The organism is Ruegeria sp. YTSA168 (genome assembly GCF_059610045.1).
The window spans coordinates 49,708-73,630 of the sequence record NZ_JBXWMW010000006.1 but is presented as its reverse complement, the minus strand read 5'-3'; the positions used below and the strand labels follow the sequence as shown (position 1 = coordinate 73,630).

Annotated in this window: 26 protein-coding genes; 12 read left to right on the top strand and 14 right to left on the bottom strand. The window is 58.1% G+C overall.

The features are described from left to right. Positions 1-23: 23 nt before the first annotated feature. Entirely contained in the window at positions 24-611 is a 588-nt protein-coding gene (locus AC2FFE_RS12855) for a glutathione S-transferase family protein (protein ID WP_480826359.1), read from the top strand. Here the strand turns inward: AC2FFE_RS12855 and AC2FFE_RS12850 are convergent. Beyond that, positions 604-1,785 carry a TIGR03862 family flavoprotein gene (locus AC2FFE_RS12850; protein ID WP_496846810.1) on the bottom strand — a complete coding sequence of 394 codons (1,182 nt, stop codon included), beginning with the start codon at positions 1,783-1,785 and terminating at the stop codon, positions 604-606. The genes AC2FFE_RS12855 and AC2FFE_RS12850 overlap by 8 nt on opposite strands. 46 nt (positions 1,786-1,831) lie before the next feature. Here AC2FFE_RS12850 and AC2FFE_RS12845 point away from each other — a divergent pair, with 46 nt between their 5' ends. After that, positions 1,832-2,128 carry an HNH endonuclease gene (locus AC2FFE_RS12845; protein WP_496846809.1) on the top strand — a complete coding sequence of 99 codons (297 nt, stop codon included), beginning with the start codon at positions 1,832-1,834 and terminating at the stop codon, positions 2,126-2,128. Here AC2FFE_RS12845 and AC2FFE_RS12840 read toward each other — a convergent pair whose 3' ends face one another. Genes AC2FFE_RS12840 through AC2FFE_RS12830 form a run of 3 tightly spaced genes read right to left on the bottom strand, consistent with a single transcriptional unit; the run spans position 2,129 to position 4,211 of the window. Then, positions 2,129-2,866 (bottom strand): VOC family protein, encoded by a 738-nt coding sequence (locus tag AC2FFE_RS12840; protein WP_496846808.1) that lies wholly within the window; start codon positions 2,864-2,866, stop codon positions 2,129-2,131. It abuts the gene before it with no gap. Beyond that, positions 2,863-3,471, bottom strand: a complete 609-nt coding sequence (locus AC2FFE_RS12835; protein WP_496819634.1) for an enoyl-CoA hydratase/isomerase family protein — start codon at positions 3,469-3,471, stop codon at positions 2,863-2,865. The genes AC2FFE_RS12840 and AC2FFE_RS12835 overlap by 4 nt, the downstream gene beginning before the upstream one ends. Further along, complete coding sequence (locus AC2FFE_RS12830; protein ID WP_496846807.1) at positions 3,468-4,211, bottom strand: SDR family oxidoreductase; 744 nt, start codon at positions 4,209-4,211, stop codon at positions 3,468-3,470. The genes AC2FFE_RS12835 and AC2FFE_RS12830 overlap by 4 nt, the downstream gene beginning before the upstream one ends. 139 nt (positions 4,212-4,350) lie before the next feature. Here AC2FFE_RS12830 and AC2FFE_RS12825 point away from each other — a divergent pair, with 139 nt between their 5' ends. From AC2FFE_RS12825 to lpxK, 5 genes are all read left to right on the top strand, one after another. Then, entirely contained in the window at positions 4,351-5,871 is a 1,521-nt protein-coding gene (locus tag AC2FFE_RS12825; protein ID WP_496819632.1) for a DUF2125 domain-containing protein, read from the top strand. A 135-nt stretch (positions 5,872-6,006) separates the two neighbouring features. Continuing rightward, on the top strand, positions 6,007-7,353 hold the full coding sequence (locus AC2FFE_RS12820; RefSeq protein ID WP_496846806.1) for a TldD/PmbA family protein: 1,347 nt from the start codon (positions 6,007-6,009) through the stop codon (positions 7,351-7,353). After that, the gene (locus AC2FFE_RS12815) at positions 7,340-8,140 is read left to right on the top strand and encodes an inositol monophosphatase family protein (protein ID WP_496846805.1); all 801 of its coding nucleotides are present in this window, start codon (positions 7,340-7,342) and stop codon (positions 8,138-8,140) included. Before AC2FFE_RS12820 ends, AC2FFE_RS12815 begins: the two co-directional genes overlap by 14 nt. Next, positions 8,137-9,372, top strand: a complete 1,236-nt coding sequence (locus AC2FFE_RS12810; RefSeq protein WP_496846804.1) for a 3-deoxy-D-manno-octulosonic acid transferase — start codon at positions 8,137-8,139, stop codon at positions 9,370-9,372. Before AC2FFE_RS12815 ends, AC2FFE_RS12810 begins: the two co-directional genes overlap by 4 nt. After that, a complete protein-coding gene (lpxK, locus tag AC2FFE_RS12805; protein ID WP_496846803.1) occupies positions 9,359-10,357 on the top strand; it encodes a tetraacyldisaccharide 4'-kinase in 999 nt (332 codons plus the stop codon). Before AC2FFE_RS12810 ends, lpxK begins: the two co-directional genes overlap by 14 nt. Before the next feature lie 33 nt (positions 10,358-10,390). On the opposite strand, the gene AC2FFE_RS12800 is transcribed toward lpxK, so the two are convergent. Together AC2FFE_RS12800 and AC2FFE_RS12795 are read right to left on the bottom strand one after the other, a co-directional pair. Next, positions 10,391-11,053, bottom strand: coding sequence for a DsbA family protein (locus AC2FFE_RS12800; RefSeq protein WP_496846802.1), 663 nt, complete (start codon positions 11,051-11,053; stop codon positions 10,391-10,393). Between the two features lie 13 nt (positions 11,054-11,066). Next, positions 11,067-11,573, bottom strand: coding sequence for a DUF721 domain-containing protein (locus AC2FFE_RS12795; RefSeq protein WP_496846801.1), 507 nt, complete (start codon positions 11,571-11,573; stop codon positions 11,067-11,069). 81 nt (positions 11,574-11,654) lie between these two features. Between AC2FFE_RS12795 and mutY the strand changes: the two genes are divergently transcribed. Together mutY and AC2FFE_RS12785 are read left to right on the top strand one after the other, a co-directional pair. After that, positions 11,655-12,710 (top strand): A/G-specific adenine glycosylase, encoded by a 1,056-nt coding sequence (mutY, locus tag AC2FFE_RS12790; protein WP_496846800.1) that lies wholly within the window; start codon positions 11,655-11,657, stop codon positions 12,708-12,710. 59 nt (positions 12,711-12,769) lie between these two features. Then, on the top strand, positions 12,770-13,906 hold the full coding sequence (locus AC2FFE_RS12785; RefSeq protein ID WP_496846799.1) for an alkane 1-monooxygenase: 1,137 nt from the start codon (positions 12,770-12,772) through the stop codon (positions 13,904-13,906). A 78-nt stretch (positions 13,907-13,984) separates the two neighbouring features. Here the strand turns inward: AC2FFE_RS12785 and AC2FFE_RS12780 are convergent, their stop codons facing one another. From AC2FFE_RS12780 to AC2FFE_RS12765, 4 genes are all read right to left on the bottom strand, one after another. Continuing rightward, positions 13,985-15,367, bottom strand: a complete 1,383-nt coding sequence (locus AC2FFE_RS12780) for an adenylate/guanylate cyclase domain-containing protein (protein ID WP_496819623.1) — start codon at positions 15,365-15,367, stop codon at positions 13,985-13,987. Between the two features lie 139 nt (positions 15,368-15,506). Beyond that, on the bottom strand, positions 15,507-16,610 hold the full coding sequence (locus AC2FFE_RS12775; RefSeq protein WP_496819622.1) for a site-specific DNA-methyltransferase: 1,104 nt from the start codon (positions 16,608-16,610) through the stop codon (positions 15,507-15,509). Between the two features lie 105 nt (positions 16,611-16,715). Continuing rightward, positions 16,716-17,333 (bottom strand): ribonuclease HII, encoded by a 618-nt coding sequence (rnhB, locus tag AC2FFE_RS12770; RefSeq protein ID WP_496819621.1) that lies wholly within the window; start codon positions 17,331-17,333, stop codon positions 16,716-16,718. Between the two features lie 111 nt (positions 17,334-17,444). Beyond that, positions 17,445-17,900 carry a hypothetical protein gene (locus AC2FFE_RS12765; RefSeq protein WP_496819620.1) on the bottom strand — a complete coding sequence of 152 codons (456 nt, stop codon included), beginning with the start codon at positions 17,898-17,900 and terminating at the stop codon, positions 17,445-17,447. A 176-nt stretch (positions 17,901-18,076) separates the two neighbouring features. Here AC2FFE_RS12765 and AC2FFE_RS12760 point away from each other — a divergent pair, with 176 nt between their 5' ends. The 3 genes from AC2FFE_RS12760 (at position 18,077) to AC2FFE_RS12750 (ending at position 20,716) form a co-directional block, all read left to right on the top strand. Further along, the gene (locus tag AC2FFE_RS12760; RefSeq protein ID WP_496846798.1) at positions 18,077-18,364 is read left to right on the top strand and encodes a hypothetical protein; all 288 of its coding nucleotides are present in this window, start codon (positions 18,077-18,079) and stop codon (positions 18,362-18,364) included. Further along, on the top strand, positions 18,336-19,037 hold the full coding sequence (locus tag AC2FFE_RS12755) for a winged helix-turn-helix domain-containing protein (RefSeq protein ID WP_496819618.1): 702 nt from the start codon (positions 18,336-18,338) through the stop codon (positions 19,035-19,037). The genes AC2FFE_RS12760 and AC2FFE_RS12755 overlap by 29 nt, the downstream gene beginning before the upstream one ends. Positions 19,038-19,144: 107 nt before the next feature. Next, a complete protein-coding gene (locus tag AC2FFE_RS12750) occupies positions 19,145-20,716 on the top strand; it encodes a DUF427 domain-containing protein (protein WP_496819617.1) in 1,572 nt (523 codons plus the stop codon). Positions 20,717-20,824: 108 nt separating this feature from the next. Here the strand turns inward: AC2FFE_RS12750 and AC2FFE_RS12745 are convergent, their stop codons facing one another. The 4 genes from AC2FFE_RS12745 to AC2FFE_RS12730 form a co-directional block, all read right to left on the bottom strand. Further along, complete coding sequence (locus AC2FFE_RS12745) at positions 20,825-21,619, bottom strand: DUF1217 domain-containing protein (protein ID WP_496846797.1); 795 nt, start codon at positions 21,617-21,619, stop codon at positions 20,825-20,827. Beyond that, entirely contained in the window at positions 21,616-22,017 is a 402-nt protein-coding gene (gene flbT / locus AC2FFE_RS12740) for a flagellar biosynthesis repressor FlbT (RefSeq protein ID WP_496819615.1), read from the bottom strand. The genes AC2FFE_RS12745 and flbT overlap by 4 nt, the downstream gene beginning before the upstream one ends. Next, positions 22,017-22,391: a flagellar biosynthesis regulator FlaF gene (flaF, locus tag AC2FFE_RS12735; protein WP_496819614.1), complete on the bottom strand. Its 375-nt coding sequence runs from the start codon at positions 22,389-22,391 to the stop codon at positions 22,017-22,019. The genes flbT and flaF overlap by 1 nt, the downstream gene beginning before the upstream one ends. Before the next feature lie 77 nt (positions 22,392-22,468). Beyond that, positions 22,469-23,719 carry a flagellin N-terminal helical domain-containing protein gene (locus AC2FFE_RS12730; RefSeq protein WP_496819613.1) on the bottom strand — a complete coding sequence of 417 codons (1,251 nt, stop codon included), beginning with the start codon at positions 23,717-23,719 and terminating at the stop codon, positions 22,469-22,471. Positions 23,720-23,923 lie beyond the last annotated feature (204 nt).

Genomic DNA, 23,923 nt, shown 5'->3' with positions numbered 1-23,923 from the left:
CAGGCATTTGGCAGGAGGATAGCATGTACAAAGTCTATGGGAGCGTTCGAAGCCGCGCAGCGCGTGTCATCTGGCTGCTTGAAGAGTTGGGTCAGCCATATGAGCTGATAAAAGTCGGTCCACGCGACCCCAAGGTCGTGGCGTTGAACCACACGGGCAAGATCCCTGTACTCGAGGATGGTGGCCATTTGATCTCGGACAGCTCCGCGATCATGACCTATCTGGCTGATAAACATGGCGCTTTCACCTATCCGGCAGGCAGCTATGACCGCGCTATTCAGGATTCGCTTTTTCATGCAATTCTTGACGAGTTGGACGCCGTTCTGTGGGTCGCCGCACGACATGGCTTCATTTTGCCCGAAGACAAACGCGCACCCGGCATCAGTGAGGCGGCCAAATGGGAATTCGACAATAACTTCCAGCGACTAGAACGCCGGTTTCAAGGTCCGTTCCTGCTGGGTGATCAAATGACGATTGCCGATATCCTTTTGGTCCATTGCATGAGCTGGGCCAAAGGCGCCGGATTCCCTTTGAACTCAGATGTACTGAAAACCTATGGCAAAGAAATGCGGAACCGGCCTGCCTATAAGAAACTGGCCGAACTTAGCTAGTTTGCAACCAGTCCGTGGCTGATCGACCAGCCCAGCGCCCGGTGGCGAAACACGCCGTGAGCAGATAGCCGCCCGTCGGGGCTTCCCAATCCAGCATCTCGCCCGCGCAGAACACACCCGGAAGGTTGGTCAGCATCAGGCCGTCACTCACCGCATCGCGTGAAACGCCCCCCGCGGTCGAGATTGCTTCGTCTATCGCGCGCAATCCAGAATGACAGATGGGCAACGCCTTGATCACCTTGGCCAACGCCTCGGGCTCGGTGGGAAGGGGGCGACCAAACTCGGTCAGCAAAGCGGTTCGGGTCGGACCCAGCTTGAGCGACTTGCGAATATGGTTGGATAGACTGGCTTTGCCGCGTGTTTTGCTTAGGCGCTGCGCCACATCCTCCGCCGACAGATCGGGCATCAGATCAAAGGTCAACTCCGCCCCTTCCCGCACGGCTTTGCAGATGCTGTAGATGCCGCCGCCTTCCAGACCACGGGCTGAGATCACGGCCTCGCCCCGTGTGCGCAGCGATCCGGCCCGCAGGGCGACGCCTTTGATCGGCGCGCCGAAGTGCTTTGACATGTGATCGGACCAATCGACAAGCAGACCCGCATTTGCGGGGGCAAAGGGGGCGACCTCGACACCTCTTTGGACAAGGTCATTCGCCCAAGCCCCATCCGATCCCAAACGCGCCCAACTTGCCCCACCCATTGCAAGGATCGTCACATCGGCTTTCACCGCCTGCGCCCCGTCTGGCGTGTCAAAGCTGAGCGCGTCGTCCTGCCATCCGGTCCAGCGCCAGCGGGTTTTAATCTCAACGCCAATTTCAGACAGGCGCGCCAACCACGCGCGCAGCAACGGCGAGGCTTTCATAACCGACGGGAACACACGCCCGGTAGAACCGGTGAATAGTTCCTGCCCCAGCTCCTGAGCCCAGTTTTTCACATCCTGCGCGTCGAATTCAGCTAGCATCGGGCGGAGCCAGTCAGCGGCTTCGTCATAGGATTGGAGCAGCGTCTCGAAAGGTTCATCCTTGGTCAGGTTCAAGCCCGACTTACCCGCCATCAGAAACTTGCGCGCGACTGAAGGCTTAGCCTCGGCCACCGAAACCTTGTGACCAGCTTGGGCCAGCTGTTCTGCGGCCATCAATCCGGCGGGCCCTGCCCCGATTACCACTGCCTGCGCCATTGCAGCCCTCTTGCCTTCATCGCCCGCAGGCGCATCATTCCAGATCATGACGAACAGCGATCAAATCTGCCCGCTTTGCGACCGCCCGATCCCGGAAGGCGGTGGCAGTCTGCATCATCTGATCCCAAAACTCAAAGGAGGCAAGGGCGGACCCACCGTGCTGCTGCACAAGATTTGCCACAAAGAGGTCCACGCTCCCTTGTCTGAGGCCGAACTGGCGCGCAGTTTCAACACGGCTGAGGCCCTGCGCGCTCATCCACGGCTTGAGAAATTCCTGAACTGGGTCCGCAAACGCCCACCCGCATTTCAATCGAAAGTGCCGGGCAAGCGCAGAGGGCGATGATCAAACTGGAAAGATGGGATTGCCAAACGCATCCTGAATAGGTTCTGCCAAACCTTCGACCTCCAGCCCCTTGTAGTCCGGCACAGGCGCGAATTGCGCACCCGGGATGTGCTGGAATTCCAGCGTTGTGTAGGGTCGTTTCCACAGCCATTCGCGGTTCGACACCGCCCAAAGATCGGGATCAGGCGGTACGTCATGCTTGAACGCATAGAAATGCAGATCGAAGCCGTGCGAGGCGACCTCTTGCATCGATAGCAAGGACATACCTTGGGCGCGACAGACTACATCTACCGCTGCGATGTCACCGGTCCGCAGGGTGATTTGACCAACCCGTGCCTTCGCAAAGGGTTGCGCTGGGTCGGCTGCGGTTTCGGGTCGGTTGCCTTCGAAATCATGCTGAAGCAGTTCGATCACAAAGCCTTCGGGGTCGCTGAGATGGGCCATGTAGCCGATATCCAGAAACTGACGCGGGACACTGACAGCATGGCCCTGTTTGCCCAACGCCTCAACCGCCACGTCCACATTGGGCAGGGTAATCCCGATCTTCCAGTATCGTTGCCCCTGATCATGGGCGTACCCGCCGCCACCCGGCATCAGCAACAGATCCGCATCCTGCCCGTTATAGCCAACACGGCGGTTCTGCCCCTCGACCTGCACCGACATACCCAGCGCCTCCCGATAGAAACCGGCTAGGCGATCCGGGTCGGCGACGCGCAATCGCAGCGCGGACAACCTCATCGGCACAGCTCGGCGATGCCAGCGGCGATGTCGGGTTTTGCAGCCACACTGTCCGCCACCAGCTCTTGCGCAGTGGGCATCAGGTCTTCGGGTGCGACGATGCGGTCGACCAGACCAAAGGCATAGGCCTCTTCTGCTGTGATCTTCTGCCCCGCCATCAGGATCAGCTTGGTCCGCGCCGGGCCTATCAATGCCGCCATGCGTTTCGGATCGGACCGCTGAGGCAGGAAACCCAGCTTCATCACCGGATAGAAGAACTTGGCCGACGGCACCGCGATGCGTAAATCACAGGCCAGCACCATCCCGTTCGCCCCCCCGGCCAAGGTGCCATTCAATGCGGCCACCGTCAGGCAAGGCAAGGCCGCAATCGCGCCTGATAGGCGTTCCCACACGTCCGAGGTGGCAAGCCCGGCCCGCGCCTCGTCCAGATCGGCCCCTGCGCTGAACACCTTTCCCTTACCGGTCAGAATCAAAGCATGGGCCTCGGTGGCAGCCTCTGCAATCTCGGCGAGTTCGGTCAACATCGCCCCGGTCAAAGCGTTTGCCTTGCCGGGGTTGTTGATTGTGACGGTCCAAAGCCCGCCCTCTTGCGTCAGTTCAATCACGTCAGACCGATCCTTTGGCGAATGTCATCCTGCCGAAGGGAAATTTCGGACCCCAGAAACTCATCTGCATCCTGCGAACACATCCACAACAATGCACGTGCAGGCCAATCCGCCGGGATATGAACATCCCAGTCCAACTGGCTGACCGGGTTGATGCCGCTGGCCTTGATGACACGCTGCATATCTGTGGCCACCGTACCCGGCGAAAGACCCATCGCGCGGATACCATTATGCGCCTCTTCCAGATGCAGGCATTCGGTCAGCATCTTTGCCCCCGCTTTCGAGGAACAATAGTGGCTCCACGCCTCAACCGGGTTCGAGGCGGCGCCCGACGAGACGGTCAGTATCGTCCCCCCGCCCGCCGCGCGCATGACCGGCAGGGCGGCGCGCATCCCGTAAAAGACACCTTTGAGGTTGATGTCGATGGCCTGGCTCCAGGAGTCGACATCAGCATCGGCCAGATGAAAAATCGGCTCAATCACCCCGGCATTGCCGATCAGCACATCCAATCCGCCAAAACGAGCAACGCAATCGGCCACTGCCTGCTCGACCTGCGCGAAATCGCTGACATCGCAGGCCAGCGCGATTGCATTGTCGCCCAGCGAAGCCGCCAGTGCATCGATTTGATCACGACTGCGTGCAACCAGCGCCACATTGGCCCCGGCTGCGGCAAAAACGCGCCCTGCCTCAGCCCCGATACCCCTGCTGGCCCCGGTAATAAGTACTGTTTTTCCCTGCATTTGCCCCTCCTCACGCATTGGGCTGGTATTTGGCTACAGGCGTAGCGCGGAAACGGGGAAAGGGTCCAGCCCTTGCCCCTTGACGATACCCGCCACAAACCCGACCATGCGCAGCAAATTGATCAAGAAGGGTTACCTTATGTCTGTTTTCTTCCGCCGCAGCTGCGGCGCAGCCCTGGCTTATACAATTGCCACCCAAGGCGCCTGGGCCGACCTGACCGCCAATGATATCTGGGCGGATTGGCAATCTTACTTTCAGTCGATGGGCTATACTATCACCGGCAGTCAAAGCAGCGCCGGGGACGTGACCACAATCGCGGACATGACCGTGCTGATGGAACTGCCCGATGATGAGGGCGAGTTCAGCATGGTGGTGCCTGAAGTGACGCTGACGGAAAATGGTGATGGCACCGTCGGCATCGGCTTTCCCGAAAGCTTCTCGGTAACACTGGCCGGCACCGCCGAAGACGAGGTGTTTTCCGTCGATATGGTCTATTCGCAGTCCGATCTGGACATGGTGGTTTCGGGCACGCCTGAAGATATGACCTATGACTATTCAGCATCCGAGTTCAGCGTCGCGTTGCAAGAGCTGGAGGCAGGCGACGAAGCGCTGCGTGCGGATGCGTTTGACGTCAGGTTCGACATGACCGACCTGAGCGGCAGCTCGCGCATGCAGATTGGTGAGGGTCGCACCATCACACAGACCATGGAAGCCGCGGAACTGTCTTACAACATCGCGTTTGAAGACCCCGACCTGGGGGATTCGGGCTTGTTCGTCGGGCAGCTGAACGAGCTGACCTTCGAAGGTGACAGTGTTCTGCCCAGCGGATTGGACCTGAGCGACCCAAGCGCGTTTTATACCTCGGGTTTCGAATTTGACGGTGAATTCACCTACGGCTCAGGCGAGACAAATGTCAGCGGGGTCGCAGAGGGTAGCGAGTTCACCATGGCAAGCTCCTCCGAAGGTGGGCGTTTCGCGGCCAGTATGGACGCCGAAAGCCTGGCCTATGATCTTGAGCAAAACAAAACCCAGATGGCGGTGACCACAGCCGACCTGCCTTTCCCACTGGAACTGGCGATGGAGAAGGCCGGTCTGAAGCTTGATATCCCGGTGCAACCCTCGGATGAGGTCAAACCGTTCGGCTTTGCGATGAACCTGACCGATTTCACCATGTCCGACGTTTTGTGGAGCATGTTCGACCCGGCAGGCACCCTGCCGCGCGATCCGGCCACAATTGCGCTGGATACAAGCGGAACGGCCAAGGTTCTGATGAACATCTTCGACCCGGAACAGGCGGCAGCATTGGAAAGCTCGGACGAGATGCCAGCCGAGTTGCATTCGCTCAAGATCAACGAGCTGCTGGTCTCGCTGGTTGGCGCGCGCCTGTCGGGTGACGGAGACTTTGCCTTCGACAACGAAAACACCCAGGAATTTGGCATGCCCGCCCCATCGGGTGTCGCCAATCTTGAGTTGGTAGGCGCAAATACGCTGATCGACAATCTGATGGGCATGGGTCTGATGTCCGAGAATGATGCGCTGGGTGCGCGTATGATGATGGGCATGATGGCCGTACCCGGTGATGAACCCGATACGCTGACATCGACCATCGAGTTCAAAGAAGACGGCCAGATTCTGGCCAATGGTCAACGCATTAAGTAAATGTGATCGAACAAGGGCGCCCCAATGCGCCCTTGTTCATGACCTTGGATGTAAACACCGCGATTGCATCCGGCTGCAGGTCTTGCGAGACGGGCTGTGCAAGGCTACGTCCTGTGCAAATAAACCGGAGACCCCATGACCCGTACGCCACAAGACCTGACCCAGAACCTGTTGGATGCCGCCCACAAAGCCGGGGCTGAGGCAGCGGATGCCATTGTGATCGACGGCTCGTCGGTCTCTGTCGAGGTGCGGCACGGAGCCTTGGAGCATGCCGAACGCTCGGAAGAAACGGAATTTGGGCTGCGCGTGTTTGTCGGCAAGCAGCAGGCGATTGTCTCCAGTTCCGATACGCGACCCGATACGCTGACCAAAATGGCCGAACGTGCCGTGGCCATGGCCAAGGAGGCGCCCGAGGACCCGTTTACGGGCCTGGCTGACAGCGCTCAACTGGTGACCGATTGGGATATCGACGCGCTGGAACTGTTCGACCCCGCCCCGGAACCCGCAGCAGATGCCTTGATGCACGATGCAATTGCTGCCGAAGCCGCCGCGCTGGCGGTGTCTGGCGTATCACAAGTGTCAGATGCGGCGGCCAGCTACGGTACCCATCGGGTTAGTCTGGCGGCGACCAACGGGTTTTCCGGACACTATGCGCGCAGCTATCGGTCAACCTCCTGCGTTGCGATCTCGGGTGAAGGCACGGGGATGGAGCGTGACTATGACGGCGACGTCCGCACCTTCCAATCGGACCTGCGCACACCGCAGGATATTGGCCGCTCCGCCGGCGAACGGGCCGTGGCATTAGTAGGCGCGCGTAAACCAAAGACCGGCAGCTTTCCGGTTTTATTTGACGAGCGCATATCGACCTCTTTGATCGGTCACTTGCTGGCAGCCAGCAACGGCGCCGCGATTGCGCGCGGGGCATCCTGGCTGAAAGACAATCTGGGGGAACAGGTTCTGCCCGCGCATCTGTCCCTGATCGAAGACCCGCATCGCCCGCGCATCTCGGGCTCTCGCCCTTTTGATGCCGAAGGCCTGCCAACCCAGCGTCGTGCGATTGTCGAAAACGGGGTGCTGACCGGCTGGACGATGGATTTGTCCAGCGCGCGCAAGCTTGGCATGGCGTCAACCGGGAATGCCGCTCGCGGCGTTTCAGGCCCGCCCTCGCCCAGCAACTGGAACCTGAGCCTGACCCAAGGCACGCAAAGCCGTGCCGATCTGCTACGCGATATGGGAACCGGATTATTGGTCACTTCGATGATCGGTTCAACGATCAACCCCAATACCGGTGACTACTCGCGCGGGGCATCGGGTTTTTGGGTCGAGAATGGCGAGATCACCTACCCGGTCAACGAATGCACCATCGCGGGCAACCTGCGCGATATGCTTATGCGAATGATCTCGGCCAATGATGCGCGGCCTTATTTGTCGCGGGTCGTGCCCTCGGTACTGATCGAAGGAATGACGCTTGCCGGCAACTGATCTGCCCCTTCTGATCGACGCAGCCCTTGAGGCTGGCAAGATCGCGTCCCGCTATTCGGGACCGCAGGCGCAGCGCTGGGATAAACCCGACGGTGCCGGACCCGTGACCGAAGCGGATCTGGCCGTGAACGCGATGCTCGAACAGCGTTTGCCAGCGGCCCGCCCGGGCTATGGCTGGCTCAGCGAAGAAACCGAAGATACCGCCGCGCGTCTTGATCGAGACCGCGCCTTTATCATCGACCCAATCGATGGCACCCGCAGCTTTGCCGAAGGGTCCCGGACTTGGGCCCATTCGCTGGCCGTTACCGACAACGGCGAAGTGACTGCTGCCGTGATCTACCTGCCCATGCGGGATCTGCTTTATGCAGCCAGCAAGGGCGAGGGTGCCACGCTGAACGGCGCGCCGATCCACGCGACACAGGCTAAGGTTTTGGATCAGTCCGAGCTTTTGGCAGCCAAACCCAACCTTGCTGCGCATCATTGGCGCGCGGGTCAGGTGCCACCCTTTAAACGGGCTTACCGCCCATCGCTGGCCTATCGCATGGCTCTGGTCGCCGAGGGCCGGTTCGACGGAATGTTGACGCTGCGCCCTAGCTGGGAATGGGATATCGCAGCCGGGGATCTGATCGTGCGCGAAGCGGGCGGAATATGTACCGACCGCCAAGGTCAGCCGCTGCGCTTTAACAACGAACATCCCCGATTGAACGGAGTGGTCGCTGCCGGTGAAGGGCTGCATACCATTCTTGCCGCGCAACTTGATGAGGATGGTCCGGGGATCCCGGCATGAGCCAACCTCAATCGCTTAGCCTTATAGCCTATCGGATTCTGTCGTGGCGCATGCCGAAAAACGACGGCAGAACCGATCTGCCCCGCCCAACTGGCGAGGTTTTGTGGGTGCATATCGCCGATCCGGACCGTCTGCGCGTGATTGTTGATCTGTGCGACCGTCTGAAACAGGTCCGACCCGGATTGTCCGTGCTGCTAACCGCCCCTCCGGATGCTGATCTTTCGCGTTGGGCGGAAACCAGCTTTCCCCTGATCACGCTACCTTTGGAGCAAACCGGCGCAGCCCGCAGCTTTCTGGATCACTGGCGCCCGGATATGGGTCTGTGGGTCGGTGGTGGATTGATGCCAAACATCATCACCCGCGCCGCAAGGCAGAAGATTCCTCTGATCCTGATCGAGGCAACCCCTGATGTCGTAAGCGCCAGACTTGCACGCTGGCTGCCGGATATCAGCCGGTACACCTTCAATTGCTTTGATCATATTCTGACGCCATCAGAAGAGATCGCGCGCCAGATTCGGCGATTGGGGATTGCAACGCCAAAAGTCGAGGAATCCCCACCCCTTCAGATAAGTCCAAACCCGAGGCCATGGCCCGAAGACGAACTGATCGAGGTCACCCATAACCTGTCCAGTCGGCCCGTCTGGCTGGCGGCATGGGTTCAGGATAAAGAGTTTATCTCTGTCCTCAGCGCGCACCGTCAGGCCTTGCGCATGATGCCCCGGCTCGTGCTGGTGTTGCATGTCGCCGATATGGGCGAAGCACTGCCCCTGCAGCGGCGATTGGCATCGATGGATTTACGCTGTAGCAACTGGGACGAGGGTGACCAGATCGAAGACGCGACACAGGTCGTCCTGACCTCAGAGCCCGAGGATCTGGGTCTGTGGCAACGGGTCTGCCCGGTAACATTCATGGGCAGCTCGCTTGAGCGTGGCGCAGGCGGATGCGACCCGCTGGAAACGATTGCCCTTGGCTCGGCCATCGTGCACGGACCATTTGTGCATCGATACCAGGGGCTTTACGATCAGCTGGAACAGATCAAGGCAGCGCGCATGATCAAATCCGCAACCGAATTGGGCGACGCGGTGGCCGAACTGCTGGCGCCGGATCAGGCGGCGGGGATGGCGCTGGCAGGGTGGAAGATGATCACCGAAGGCGCGCCTCAGGCCGACAGGTTGATCGAGATGGTGCAGGACGCGCTGGACCAACGGAGTTCCGACAATGCGGGCACCTGAGTTTTGGAACACCCCCCCGGATCAATTGGATCTAAGGGCGAGGGTATTGGCCCCTCTGGGTCGGATTTACGCGTCGGCCACCGCCCGCCGCGTCGCATCGGCGGCCGGACTCAAACCGGGCGTGCCGGTCATATGCATCGGCAATCTGAATGCAGGCGGTACTGGCAAGACACCCACGACCATCTGGATGGTCGAGCAGTTGCGCGACAGCTGGCACACGCCGCATATCGTGACCCGCGGTCATGGCGGCACGCTGGAAGGCCCGGTGCGGGTCGACCCCGGCAAGCATTCGGCAGCGCAAGTCGGGGATGAACCGCTGCTGCTGGCCATGTTCGCCGATGTCTGGGTCGCAAAAGACCGCGCCGCCGGGGCACGCGCGGCGGCAGAGGATGGGGCAACGGTCATCGTTTTGGACGATGGGTTTCAGAACCCGTCAGTCGCCAAGGATTTCTCGATCATTGTGGTGGATGCCCAACGCGGTTTCGGGAACGGACTGTGCCTGCCCGCAGGTCCCTTGCGCGAGCCAGTCGATGTAGGGTTGAAACGCGCCGATCTGGTACTTTCGCTTGGGGACGCCACTGCTCAGGATAGCTTCGCAGCGCATTGGGGTAACACGATTGCCGTGCCGCACGCGACCGGAGTGGTCGAGCCCCTGCAAACTGGCATGGATTGGACAGGCTCAAAGGTACTGGCCTTCGCTGGAATTGGACATCCCGAGAAGTTCTTTCAGACCTTGCGCCAACAGGGGGCTGACCTGGTGCGCGCCGAAGCGCTGGATGATCACCAGCCGCTGACCCCGGCCCTGATGGCCCGGCTTGAGAATGAAGCGCGCCTATTGGGGGCCCAAATGGTGACAACCGAGAAAGACGCCGTCCGCCTGCCCGAGACCTTTCGGCGAAAGGTTGTGACCCTGCCAGTTCGTCTTCGCATCTCGGATGCAGACGCCGTCAAAGAGATGTTGGCAAAGGTCGCGCCGTCACCTTAGGGTCGGCCCTGTTCGGGCCGACCGGATTTCTGCTTAGCTACCCAGTTCAGATTCGATCAGCGTCTTGAAATCAGCATAGGACTGGTTGGACACTTTCTTGCCATTGACGATGAAAGACGGTGTCGCCTCAATCCCGTCACGCTCGGCGTTTTCCTGATACCAGGCAACCAGCGTCTGGGCACGCGTTCCATCTTGCAGACAGGCCTCAAGCTGGTCGTTGTCGATCCCGGCAAGGCGACCGATCTTGCGCAACTCATCCACGATCTCGGTCGGACCACCGGCGCGGGTCCATTCTGACTGACCTTCGTACAGCAGATCAGTGATGCCAAAGAACTTATCAGGACCCGCGCAGCGCGCTATCATCGACGCCCACAGGCCATAGCGGTCAAAATAGACTTCACGATAAGTGAACTTAACCTTGCCGGTGTCGATGAAATCCTTCTTCAATTGCTTATAGGCCCCCTGATGGAAAGTGGCACAATGCGGGCAGGTGTAGGATGCATATTCGATGATCTCGACCGGGGCATCTTCAGCCCCCTGAACCATTTCAACGATGGTCGAAGTGTCCAGCTCTGCCTCTTGTGCGTTCGCACTTCCGACCAGCGGATTGGCAGGGGTCGAACTTGTGGTTGTCAGCCAATACCCACCAGCGGCAATGGCGACAGCCGCACAGATTCCTGTTGCAATACGGCTCATTCTCAGCCCTTTCTCAGCTTTTGTGCTTAGATAAAATGTTGCGGCCCAGACGTTCAAGGGCAGCGCGCAAATCACCATCGTGAATGTCACGCGACACTTTGTCTGCCTCGGCTACAATTTCAGGTTCTATTTCGGGTTTTGGCGGTTTCGGCTTGTGATCGAAACTGGCCTGCCCCTCGGCAAATCCGGTCGGAGCGGTCTGGGTGATCCGGATACGGCTGATCGCGTTGTAACCGTAAACAGCATTCACCTTGCTGCGCAGCTGTTCTTTTTGCATTTCCAGCATCGGAGCCTGCGGCCCAGTGGTCAGCAGCGTCAACGTCGCGCCGATCCCGCCTTTGCTATACCCTACATTCACCGGGCGCGCGATGGAGGCAGTATCCTGACCCACAATCTCGGCCCAATGGGTCAGCAGACGTGACACAGCAAATCCCCGGCTTTCCCCGGCGCGCCGAATCTGATCATTCAGCAAACTGGCGGTGCGTTTGAACCCGCGGGTCGAGGAACGTCTGCGTTGCATCTGGTTTCCAACTCCTGCGCAGCTATTGTAATGAGCACGAGGATAGGTGCCAGCGAAACCTGACAGGGAGTTAGATAAAACTTGCGTGACATCACTGAATTCAGCGTAAGCACCGCGCTCTTGGACTGGTACGATCACCACGCCCGCGAAATGCCATGGCGCATGGGTCCGGCGGATCGGGCGGCTGGTGTACAGCCTGACCCCTACCGCGTCTGGCTGTCCGAGGTGATGTTGCAGCAAACAACGGTGGCCGCCGTGCGCGACTACTTCACACGCTTCACCACGCGTTGGCCTACGGTTCAAGCGCTGGCCGCCGCACCGGATGATCAGGTCATGGGTGAATGGGCCGGACTAGGCTATTATGCCCGCGCCCGCAACCTGTTGAAATGCGCTCGGGTGGTGGCCAAGGATCACAATGGGCAGTTTCCGGACACTTACGATGCGCTTCTGCAATTACCCGGAATTGGCCCCTATACCGCCGCTGCGATCTCGGCCATAGCCTTTGACCGTCGCGAGACGGTGCTGGACGGCAATGTCGAACGGGTCATGGCGCGGCTCTATGATATTCACGATCCACTGCCTGGGTCGAAACCCGTTCTGAAGGAAAAAGCCGCAAGGCTGACGCCCGATCATCGCCCCGGAGACTACGCACAAGCTGTCATGGATCTGGGCGCAACCATCTGTACTCCGAAATCCCCCGCCTGCGGCATCTGTCCGCTGCGCGATCCCTGTCTGGCCCGCGTCGCCGGAACACAGGCAGAGCTGCCAAAGAAAACTCCGAAAAAGCCCAAACCCACCCGCTTCGGTCATATCTATATCGCCCAGCGCGAGGACGGGGCTCTGCTGTTGGAACGCCGTCCTGATAAGGGTCTATTGGGTGGTATGCTCGGCTGGCCCGGGCCTGACTGGTCTGAGACCCCTGCCGAAGCGCCCCCTTTCCAAGCGGATTGGTGCACCCTGCCGGGCGAAGTGCGCCACACTTTTACGCATTTCCATCTGGTGCTGAAAATCTGGACAGCCGAGCTGCCAGCCAACACCATACCAGAAGGACTGACACTTCTGACCAAGTATGAGTTCAAACCCAGCGACCTGCCTACTGTGATGCGCAAGGCTCACGATTTGTGGAGGGGGCAATAAGCCCGCTGTCCAAGCGCTATTGCTCGGGCTAGGCTGCTCTCAAAGGTTCGGAGCACCAGATGATTGCAACAGAAACCCTGACCCGCTGGCAGACCGCGATGCCTTTTTGGGTGTCGTTCCTGTTGATCCCCTTGATCTGGGCCACAGCACTTGCGGGTGGATGGTGGGTTCTGCTGGTCCCCTTGTCCACCTGGTGGGCCTTTGCAGCACTGGATCAGCTAACCGGGCTTGATCTGAGCAATGCCGACCCGGAAACGCCCGATGACATCCTGCATTGGTATATCCTGCTGACCAAGCTTTGGGTTCCTGCTCAGTTCATCACACTGTTTGGCCTGATCTGGTATGCAACCCATTCCGACCACTTGACGACCTGGTCCAAGATTGGACTGTTCTTTGGTATGGGCATCCTGTCGGGCACGGTGGGCATCAATTACAGCCATGAACTGATGCACCAGAAATCCCGGCTGGAACGCTGGCTGGGGGATATCCTGCTCGCTATGGTCCTGTATTCCCATTTCCGATCCGAACATCTGCTGGTGCATCATCGCTATGTCGGAACGCCGCGAGACCCGGTGACTGCGCGGTATAACGAAGGGTTTCATCGCTTCTATCCACGCGTTTTATTGCAATGCCTGGTCTCAGCTTTTCAGGCCGAGAAGGACAAACTTGCCCGCAAAGATCGCCCTTGGGCAGACAGTGCAAACCCGTTCTGGCGCTATTGGGCGCTACAGGGCGGGATGCTGCTGCTGGCGGCGCTGATCGGAGGATGGGCCGGGCTGGGATTGTTCCTGCTGCAGGCGGGTGTTGCGATCTGGCAACTGGAACTGGTCAACTATGTCGAACATTACGGGCTGACACGGAAACACATGGGCGATGGTAAATACGAACATGTCCTGCCCCGCCATTCCTGGAACGCCGCGCAAAAAGCCTCGAACTGGCTGCTGATCAACCTTCAGCGCCACTCGGACCACCACTACAAACCAAACCGGCGCTTCCCCCTGTTGCAAAACCACGCGCAAGAGGACGCACCACAACTGCCCTATGGCTATCCCGTGATGACCGTGGCTGCGATGATTCCACCCCTGTGGCGACGCGTCATGAACCCCCGCGTTCGGGCCTGGCGGCAGCAATACTACCCCGAAATCACGGACTGGCACCCTTACAACAAAGCGCTGAACCCGCGGCCAAACGCCTGACCGCAGCGCGCCCCGCGCGCTGCCCGGCCCAACGGGTGGGGTTGCATCTTTGATGCTGCCCCTCCGGGCGGGAGCTCCTTAGTTGACCCAGATATCCATAGGGTCTTCAACACCGCGCACCGGTTGGCTGGTTTTCTGGGCAAATCCTTCCAGCAATGGCTGGCTTGTTGGGCTTTCCTGCAATACCTGCTGCCGCAGCGCATCGCTGATCACAATATCCGCCTTGAAATCACGGGTCACCGCCTCAAGCTTGGCCGCAACGTTCACGGCGTCGCCGATCACTGCAAACTCCAGCCGGTTGGCCCCGATATCTCCCAAAACGACCGAGCCATAGTGGACCCCGATCCCAACATGAATCTCGACCTCCCCCGCGCGTCGACGTTCAAGGTTCCAGCGTTCGATAACCTCGGCCATGGCCCGCGCGCAGCCCAGCGCGTTGGTCGCATCCAGCGGCGTTGTGACCGGGGTTCCAAACGTGGCCATCAAGCCATCGCCAAGATATTTGTCCAATGTACCGTTATGCCGAAATACCTCAGTCTCCATCCGCCCGTGAAACCCGCGCAAAACCTCGATCACCTCATAGGGATCGCGGCCCGCCGCAAACCGGGTGAACCCCACGATGTCGATAAACAAAACCGCTACGTTCTCTTTGCGAACCTGTTTCAGTGGCTCATCGTTGTGACTGAGCGATTCAACAACATTGGGCGAGAAATACCGCGACAGGTTTGCGCGTTCTCTCTCCAGCCCCGCATTGCTGAGCAACAGGCGATTGAGCCGCCGCATTGAGATGCCCAAGGTCACCGCAACCATAATGAACACGATGACCTGCTGTATGCGCTGAGGTGCCTGGAAACTGTTCGGGTCAAGCATTTCTTGCAGTTCAGGATGCCCCTGCAACGCCACAAAGACCCGTTCGCCCAATTCTGGGAACGGTGTCGAAAGGAGCCAAGCCAAAACCCACCCGGCCGTCCATATACCCGCTGTCCACGTGCCGATGGCCACAACCGTGCGCCAGGAATAGGCCAACGTTCCTGCGGCAAGAATAATGAAGAAATACTGGAAGTTATCGAATCGGAATTGAATCGCAAGCGGTCGGACTTCGTCGCTAAACGGGTTCGGAACGATCATGCCCAGCGTCATGATCAGCAGATCTGCAAAGATCAAAAGCAGCTCTACCCTGGATTGCCCGACCCGCCCAGCACGCTGAATCAACCAGCCGTTTGCGCAGATTAGCAACAGGATGAAATGATAATACAGAACCTCCCAATTCGGGTTCAGGTAGATCAGCAAGATGCCGGTCAACCCCATGGCAACCCAGCGGGCTCTGACGGCCAGTTCCAGCCCCTCGCGCTTATGCCGCTCCAGCGCCTCTTCGGCGTATTTATGGTCCAGATCAAAATCATCTGGCTGAGTTATGAAAAAGCGGCCAAAGCGGGACGGGTTGGGGGTGACGTCGGTCAAAGTCAGCGCTCCTATACGGTCTGACGTGTTCGCCTATGCAATCATTCCTTGGCCCAAAACAAAAGACCCCGCCGTAAGATCGGCGGGGCAAGGCTGAGTGCCTTGTGTCAGGCCACAGGCACCGGCGGTGTTCTTAAGATCAGTTGTGCATCTCGGACCGGATCTGCTGACGCAGCACGTCGATGGGCACAGTCTTGCCATCGCGTTTAAAGCACCAGTAGGTCCAGCCATTGCAGGAGGGGGCGTTTTCCAGATGCGCACCAACCTGATGGATCGAACCTTTGACATTATCGCCCACCAGGGTGCCATCTGCCCGAACCTTGGCCTTGTGACGCTGGTTCATGGAATAGAGTTCTTCACCCGGACGCAACATGCCACGTTCGACCAACTGGCCAAAGGGTACGCGCGGCTCGGCGCGTTTGCTGGCGCTGACCTCCAGCGCCTCGCGGTCGAACTTACGCACCTTGGCGATGCGTTTTTCGGCGACCTTGCGATAGCTTTCTTCGCGCTCGATGCCGATGAACTCACGCCCCAGCATTTTCGCGACGGCACCCGTGGTGCCAGTGCCAAAGAACGGGTCTAACACCACGTCACCTGGATTGGTCGATCCGATCAGAACGCGATGCAGCAGTGATTCCGGTTTCTGCGTGGGATGTGCCTTATCGCCGTTGTCGTCTTTCAAGCGTTCGTGCCCGGTACAGATCGGCAGCACCCAGTCGCTGCGCATTTGCACGCCCTCGTTCAGGGCCTTCAGCGCCTCATAGTTGAACGTGTATTTCGCGCCTTCCTGTTTCGAGGCCCAAATCATAGTCTCATGTGCGTTGGTAAAGCGCTTGCCACGGAAATTCGGCATCGGGTTCGATTTACGCCACACGACGTCATTCAGAATCCAATACCCAGCGTCCTGCAGGGCCGAGCCCACGCGGAAAATGTTGTGATAAGAGCCAATCACCCAGATCGCACCGTTGGGTTTCAGCAGGCGACGCGCAGCCTTCAACCATTCCCGCGTGAACTGATCATAGGCCCCAAAACTGGAAAACTGATCCCAGTGATCATCAACCGCATCCACCTGAGAGTTATCGGGGCGGTGCAACTGACCTTTCAGTTGCAGATTGTACGGTGGATCCGCAAAAATCAGGTCAACAGACGCCTCAGGAAGACTGTTCATCACCTCGATGCAGTCTCCGGATAGGATCGTGTTTAAAGGGAGCGCGGCTGCGCCCTTTGTCTTGATTGTGGTCATATCACTGCCTCAGTTCCACGGCGCTTTTGCGCTCATTTGGTTGAGACAAGGATGAGTCAAAGATGATTCGCCGTCAAATTCTTTTTTGAATCAGTAGCTTACGATTTACTCTTGATACAAGATATTGTGGACTGGTTTGAACGAACGTCTATGGTGTGGGGTCACACCAAGATTTCGCAGCGCATCGCGGTGTTGTTTTGATGGATAACCGGCATTGGTTTCCCATCCATATCCCGGATGCTGTTGCGCCAAATCCACCATCAGTTGATCGCGCCAGTTTTTGGCAAGGATCGAGGCCGCCGCAATCGACACTGATCGGGCATCTCCTTTGACCACAGCTTGCGCGGGGATCTTCAGGCCGCGCGGGATCATGTTACCATCGATCAGCAGATAATCAGGTGCCGGGCACAGAGCTGCAACTGCCCGCTCCATTGCCAGATGCGAGGCGCGCAGTATGTTAATCTCATCAATCTCGGCCACGGATGCTTCGGCCACTGCAAACTCTGCCCGGACCCGCAACGCCGAATCCAAAGCGGCGCGGCGTTTCGCGGTCAGTTTCTTGGAATCGTTCAACCCTTCGGGGATATCCTGCGGGTTCAGGATCACAGCGGCCGCAACCACCGGCCCGGCCAACGGGCCGCGCCCCACCTCATCCACACCTGCGATGCGAAGATGCCCACTGTCCAGCAGGGCCTGCTCAAGCTCAAAACTCGGAACCATCATCCCCCTGGAAAACCGCGTTTCATCACCGACCGCAAGAAAAAAGAGAGGGCAGCTTACGCCGCCCTCTCTCTTACGCGGTACTTCTGTGGCACCGCTCCTGCTCGTGACTGATTACTGATAAACCACGCGGTAACCTTGTTGGCGCAGGCATGCGGGTTCGTAGGCCCGTTTGACCTTTTTGCCATTCCAAAAACCGACCTTGCACTCTTGTGGCAGGCTACCTGCATGTTTGTAGTGCTTGTTGAGGCAACCGGTCCCCAACAGCGGCCGATCCCCATAGGCATTGAAAGTTCGCAAACAACGCTGGGGCAAATCATACCGCGCCACCCGCTTGGGCAGAGGTTTCACATGGCGCGGCTTTGGGTCCACATGGGTGTACTGCCGCGAGGCACGTTCACGATCTTTGCGTTTTTCCTTGTTGTAATGATTGACCGCCGCACCAATAATCGCGATTGCGGCCAACCCGCCCAATATGTCACCCGTGTCCGCCGCGCGCGCTTGCGAGGCGGAAACCCCGGTCACAGCCATGGCAACCCCAACGATCAGAGCAATGAATTTCTTGTGCATCTTGCTTGTCCTTTCGGATGTGGATGCGACCACCTGACGGGCCGCGCATTCGATGTACCCAAACTGGGCCCGCACCTTTCAGACAGGCAATAACAGGCCCTTGCTATCCAATATCAACTTGCGCAAACCCCTTGTGTTATTGAATATCGGGCCAACCCATGCGCAGGATGTGGCCTATGAAACAGATCGTCTCTTCTTTGGCCCTGGCGTCCCTGATATCGGTGGGCTCCGTCGCGTCCGCAGCGGATTGCTATGCGGATTATAAGGCAAAACAGGACAACCCGTTGCGCCTGCATTACGGTGTGATGCAGCTGACCTCATGCGACAAAGGTCAGGCGCAGCAAGAGGTCGCCCAGCGCCTGCAAGGCTCTGGCTGGACCTTGCTGAATGTAATGACAGTGTTCGGACCGGAAGGGTTAGATCAAAGGAAGGCCAATGCCGGAAAATTCTATCTCCGTTTCTGATGCAAGACGCTCTGGTACACGGCTTGTGGGGCTGGGGATCGCCGCGATCCTGATCATCCTTGTCACCGCTGCCGCCTTTTTGCTGTGGACATTGCCCGACGCCAACGCCTTCAACGTGCGGGTCGAGCGGTTATTCGTTGAAAGCGATCTGACATCGCAAACAGAAATCCGGCTGTTGGAAATTTTGGCCCAATCCGGCACCGCCTTTGCGGATACGCTGTCCAGCTATCGGATGGTGATTTACGTCTTATTGGTCTTTTCCTGCGCGATGCTGATTTCAGCCTTTGTGTTTCTCGTCATGCTGGTGCTGCTGAACCGTCGCATGGCCCAGATCGAACGCACCGGGATACAGGTTACTTCCCTGCTGATCAGCCGTGAGGAAAACACTGTCTACCTCAACAACATGGATTTCAAACTGACCCCCGCGGCAATGGAAACCCTGTCCGTTCTGGCGGAATCCCGTCTGGATGACGAGGTACTATCCGGCGCCCAGATCGAAGGAATGATCTCTGGCCGGGACGCCTCGGATTGCGACGAAGCAGCAGGTGCGACACGGATAAAGCGGCTGCGCGATACCTTGGGCAACCAGATGGTCAGCGAGTTGTTGGTGAAAAACATCGCCAAGAAAGGCTATATGCTGTCGATCGAGAAAGATGTCATTCAAATGGTCTGACATCTTTGGGTGCACGATCGCACAGCCGATAAAATCTGCATGATCCCTCTTGGAATGGTGGGCGGAAGGCCCCATTCTTTGTGGACCCATGGCAAGGGAGGTCGATCATGAACGTCCACGCCACACCAAGAACCACTGGTTATGGAATCTCTGTAGAACCGTTAGAGGGCAGGATCGCCATCTATCGGAACGATACACTGTTGGCCGAAAGCCGTAACGCCAAGGTGATGTATGAAACTCGTCTGCCGCCGACCATCTACATCCCACGCGATGATCTATGCGTCGACCTGAGCGCCGAAACCGAGTTGCAAACCTTCTGCCCGTTCAAGGGTACGGCGACGTATCACGACATCACCGTTCAGGGCGAATATCTGGCCAATTCCGTCTGGGCCTATGAACAAGCTTTGCCAGAGAGCATCGCCATTCAGGGCCATATCGGATTCATGCCCGGCGCTTACACCGACATCGATCTGGGTCAGAACCAGCTGCGTGATCCGGATGATGGCAATATCAGCGGCCCATTGATTGACTGGCTGATGCGCGGTGCCTCGACCGCGACGACTCCCGAGGCCTTTACCGAAGCCCTGGCCGAGAAAATGTTGGAGCACGGGATCGCCATCCAACGCCTCAGCATACTGGCCTGGTCCCTTCACCCGTTGATCGCGGGCAAGCATTTTATCTGGGAAAAGGATCAGGAAGAGATTCTGACCCGCGCGCCGACTTATGAAATCTACGATCATCCGGCCTTTATCAACAGCCCCTTGCGCCACGTTTCCAATGGGCTTGGCGGCGTACGTCAGCGGTTGAATGACGAAAATCCGCATAACAGCTTTCCGATCATGGAGGATTTGCGCGAGAAGGGCGCAACCGACTACGTGGCGATGCCACTGCCATTCTCAGACGGGCGCACCAATGTTCTGACGCTGACCTGCGATCACCCCAATGGGTTCACCACCGAAAACCTCGGGTTGGTGTTTGAATGCTCATCGGTCATCGCGCGTTACTACGAAGTTTTCATGCAACGCGAAAACGCGCAGGTTCTGCTAGAGACCTATGTGGGCAAACGGTCAGGCGCACGGGTTCTGGGCGGTGAAATTCGGCGTGGCGATGGCGATGAGATCGACGCCGCGATCATGTTCTGCGATCTTCGCAACTCCACAAGTCTGGAAGAACAGTTAGGGCGTGAGGCCTATATCAATCTGTTGAACGAGTTTTTCGAAACTGTCTCGGAAATCGTGCACGAAAACGGTGGCGAAGTGCTGAAGTTTATCGGCGACGCTGTGCTTGCGGTCTTCCCGGCACTGGATGACCCAGACATCGCGCGCGAAAGCGCACAGCGCACGGCGATTGATATCGTCGAACGGTTGGGCGAACTGCGGCAATCGGGCGACGATATTCACTGCGATTGCTCGATCGGAGTGGCCTATGGGCGCGTGACTTATGGCAATGTTGGATCGCGCGAGAGACTGGATTTCACGGTCATCGGACAAGCGGCAAACATTGCAGCTCGGCTTGGTGAGTTCGGCAAAACGGTTGGCCATCGCATTGTTGTGTCCGAAGACATCGCCCCTGCCTGTGCCCATGCGCAGCCTTTGGGTGAGGTAGCCCTGCATAATGTATCAAAGCCTGTTAACTCCTATGCCCTGCGCACGTCCGCGGATGAGATCCTGAATTCTTAGCAAACGCGGTCGTTACTTGGTCGCGATGGCGTTTCACCCGTCGACAGATTACATGGTTAACCCACCAACTATACGCCGGAACGATAGCAGCAGGACATCTATCTCTGCTTACCCTGCCCCCAGCAAGATCAGCGCGGTCTGCGCTGGCGAGATGGTGCTTTGCAACTGTGCGATCTGACTGCGCGACAGATAGGTGTCGGTCAATCGCGTCACCGCATCTTCTTCGGTGAATTGCGCCAGATCATCGGACCCGGTCAACCGAAGCAAGCGATCTTTGAATTCGACCAACTGCTTGTCGATATCCAACTGCCCAAACGACGGCGGCAAGCCCAGCGCTGTCTCCATCATGCTGCGCAGCGGAGGCAAGCCCATCAGATCGAACCATTTGGTATCAGCACTGACATTTTCTTGCGCCAGCTCCGTCAACGCATGCTGCGCATAAAGGGCGATCCGCATCGTTTCATCAGATTCACCGACCGAAATCTCGAAACGGGCGGCCATATTGTCTTGCGCGACCTGTTCCATCAAGGACGCAAAGCCGGTTCGCCGCACCTGACCAGGCCCAAACCCAAACGCGTCCGAAAACTCTCGGTACCGTTTATCGGCCAACCGATTGGACAAGGCATCATCCGCACTCGTCCCATCCTCAAGGATCTTGCGGATGAAAAATCGGTTGTCCAGATCCCCTTCCAGACCAAAGGCACCCAGCGCGACCTGCAGCAGGCGCCGATCCGAAACCAGCTGCTCAGCCGTTTCAATCTTTCCGATGTTCTCCAGGAAGTAGCGATTTTCGCGCTCGTTGATATTCGAGCTCGAAAAGGCCTGAAACTGCGACTCATAGGTTCGCTGGAGGAAGCGCCAACCAACCAACCCGCCCGTGGGTATGACGGGTTGAAATGTCATTGCTGATAAGCCATCAAACGCTCTTCCCGCGGCAAGAGCGAACGAAGGGATTTGAGGCATTTATAGTAATGCTCGCCCACCAGTGCATCCGTGGCTTCGCCCAGTACACGGCGGCTGTCAGCATCTGTGAAAACCTGACTCAACTCTTCGACCCGGCGCAGCAACTGCTGACGCGCTTCAACAGGATCCATATCGCCTGACAGAACAAGCTGCGCGGCATAACAGACACGGCGGACAGGCGTGTTAACCTCATCGGGGTGTATCGCATCGCGTAAGCGCAGAACATTCGCCTGAGGTGTCATGATCGAGAACCGGCTGCGACGATCCCCATTTTCAATCACGACACCGTTGATCAGAACCCTCTCTTTCGGGGCAAGTTTCAGAACCAGCCCCCCCATTACGCCGCCCCGCCCTGGCGCAGGCCGCGCAAGACCGCTGTGTTGATCTCCAATAATGGTTCTACGGTGGCGTTGTTGCCAAGGATCTGACTGCTATGATGTTCCGTGAACTCTGCCAGATAGAAAATCCGCGCGCGTAGTTCATTGGGCAAGGCGTTGTCGGAATCTGAAACGCCAGTTGCCAGAACGGTCCACAAACGACGGTTTTCATGAACCGCCTGCACAAAGGCGGCGAAATCGGTTGTCTTGCTGGCCGCGGCCGCTTTCAGACGGCGTGTGATTTTCGAGATCGCCTCGAATTCAGTGTCGCGTGGTGTACGAACAGGGGCGGCAGTTTGCGCATAAGCGTTGTGAGCAAGCATTTGCGGGGTCACTTGAAATCCTTCCAATTGGCCGTCTTCAGGCGGTCAGAACCGGGGCGCGAAAACCGCGCCCCGGCCAAGTTCCAAAATTAACGGAACAGCGACAGGATCGACTGCGGCGCCTGGTTGGCGATCGACAGCGACTGAGTCGCCAACTGCTGCTGGACCTGCAGAGCCTGAAGACGGGCCGAGGTTTCCTCCATATCCGCATCAACCATCGCGCCGATGCCGGATTTGAAGGAATCCGTCAGTTTGGACACGAAATCCTGCTGGGTCTCGATTCGACCTTGGGCCGAACCAAAAGCAGCGGCTGCGTCAATCGACGTGTCGATCAGCGATTCAATCGTGCCAAGTGCAGCAGCGGCACCCGCATCAGTGGACACGTCAATCGAGCTGAGCGCACCCAGACCACCCGAACCAGCATTTGAGAACTGAGCAGATACCGAGATATCCTGATCCGCATCAGCCCCGGCGGCCGCCGTGCCTGTTGCGAAGGACAGTGTGTTCGGAGCACCCGACGAGTCGTAGTCAACCGCCATCCCGGTGATGCCTAACGCATCAATCTCGTTCTTCAGGCCAACCGCAACCAATGCATCGGTATAGTTCTCGTCATATGTGCCTGAAGGATCGAGATCGCTGTCCTGGATAGTGTAAGACACCTCCTGATCACCAACCCGGATCGAGACCCGGTCACCAACTTCAAAGTTGTCAGTAGAACTGTCGATCACGATATCGCCGGTGCCGGCGGTACGGTCCATAGTGAACCCAGCCACGTCGTTATCGGTGGTCGCACCATCCGAACCTGCAAGCACGCCCTTGGCGGTATACCCACCGATGGACAGATCCTGGCTGGCGACCGAGATAGACGCCGAATTGACAGCACCCGTGCCATCACGGTCCAGCGAAGACAGGATCGAAACAGTACCCGCAGATCCATCCACAAGGTTCAGTCCATTGAACTGCGCTGCACCAACAACCGATTCGATCTGGTTGCGCAGAGCGGTGACATCATCATTGATCTTGGCCCGATCAACGTTGCCTTCCTGCGCCGCGACAATCTTGCCTTTCATCTGGGTCAGAAGATCGGTCACAGTTTCAGATGCGTTCCGCGCGACCGCCACAGTCGACTCACCCAATGCAAGACTGTCTTTGATCGCGTTGAAGCCTTTGACGTCCGATTCCATCACTTTCGAAATCGCCCATACCGCCGAGTTATCCTTGGCGGTTGCGACGTCCTTACCTGTTGAAATTGCGTTCTGCGTCATCGCCAGGTTTTTGTTGACCGATTTCAGGGTCTGCAGCGCGACCATTGCGCCGTTGTTTGTCAGAATGCTGGACATTGCTGTCATCCTTTCACTTCGGGCGATTTGCGCCCATGTTCACCCCGCAGAGAACTGCAGGCTTGGCTGTCTTTCTGACCTGTGCGATGCGCCCTGTGGCCGTTCGCGCCACCTGCTGATTTCAGGTGCAAGGACACTTTTGGCGTTGATCCCCTAACGGAGTGCTAAGATGCCCGATCCCGAAACTTCAGATTTGAATCAACA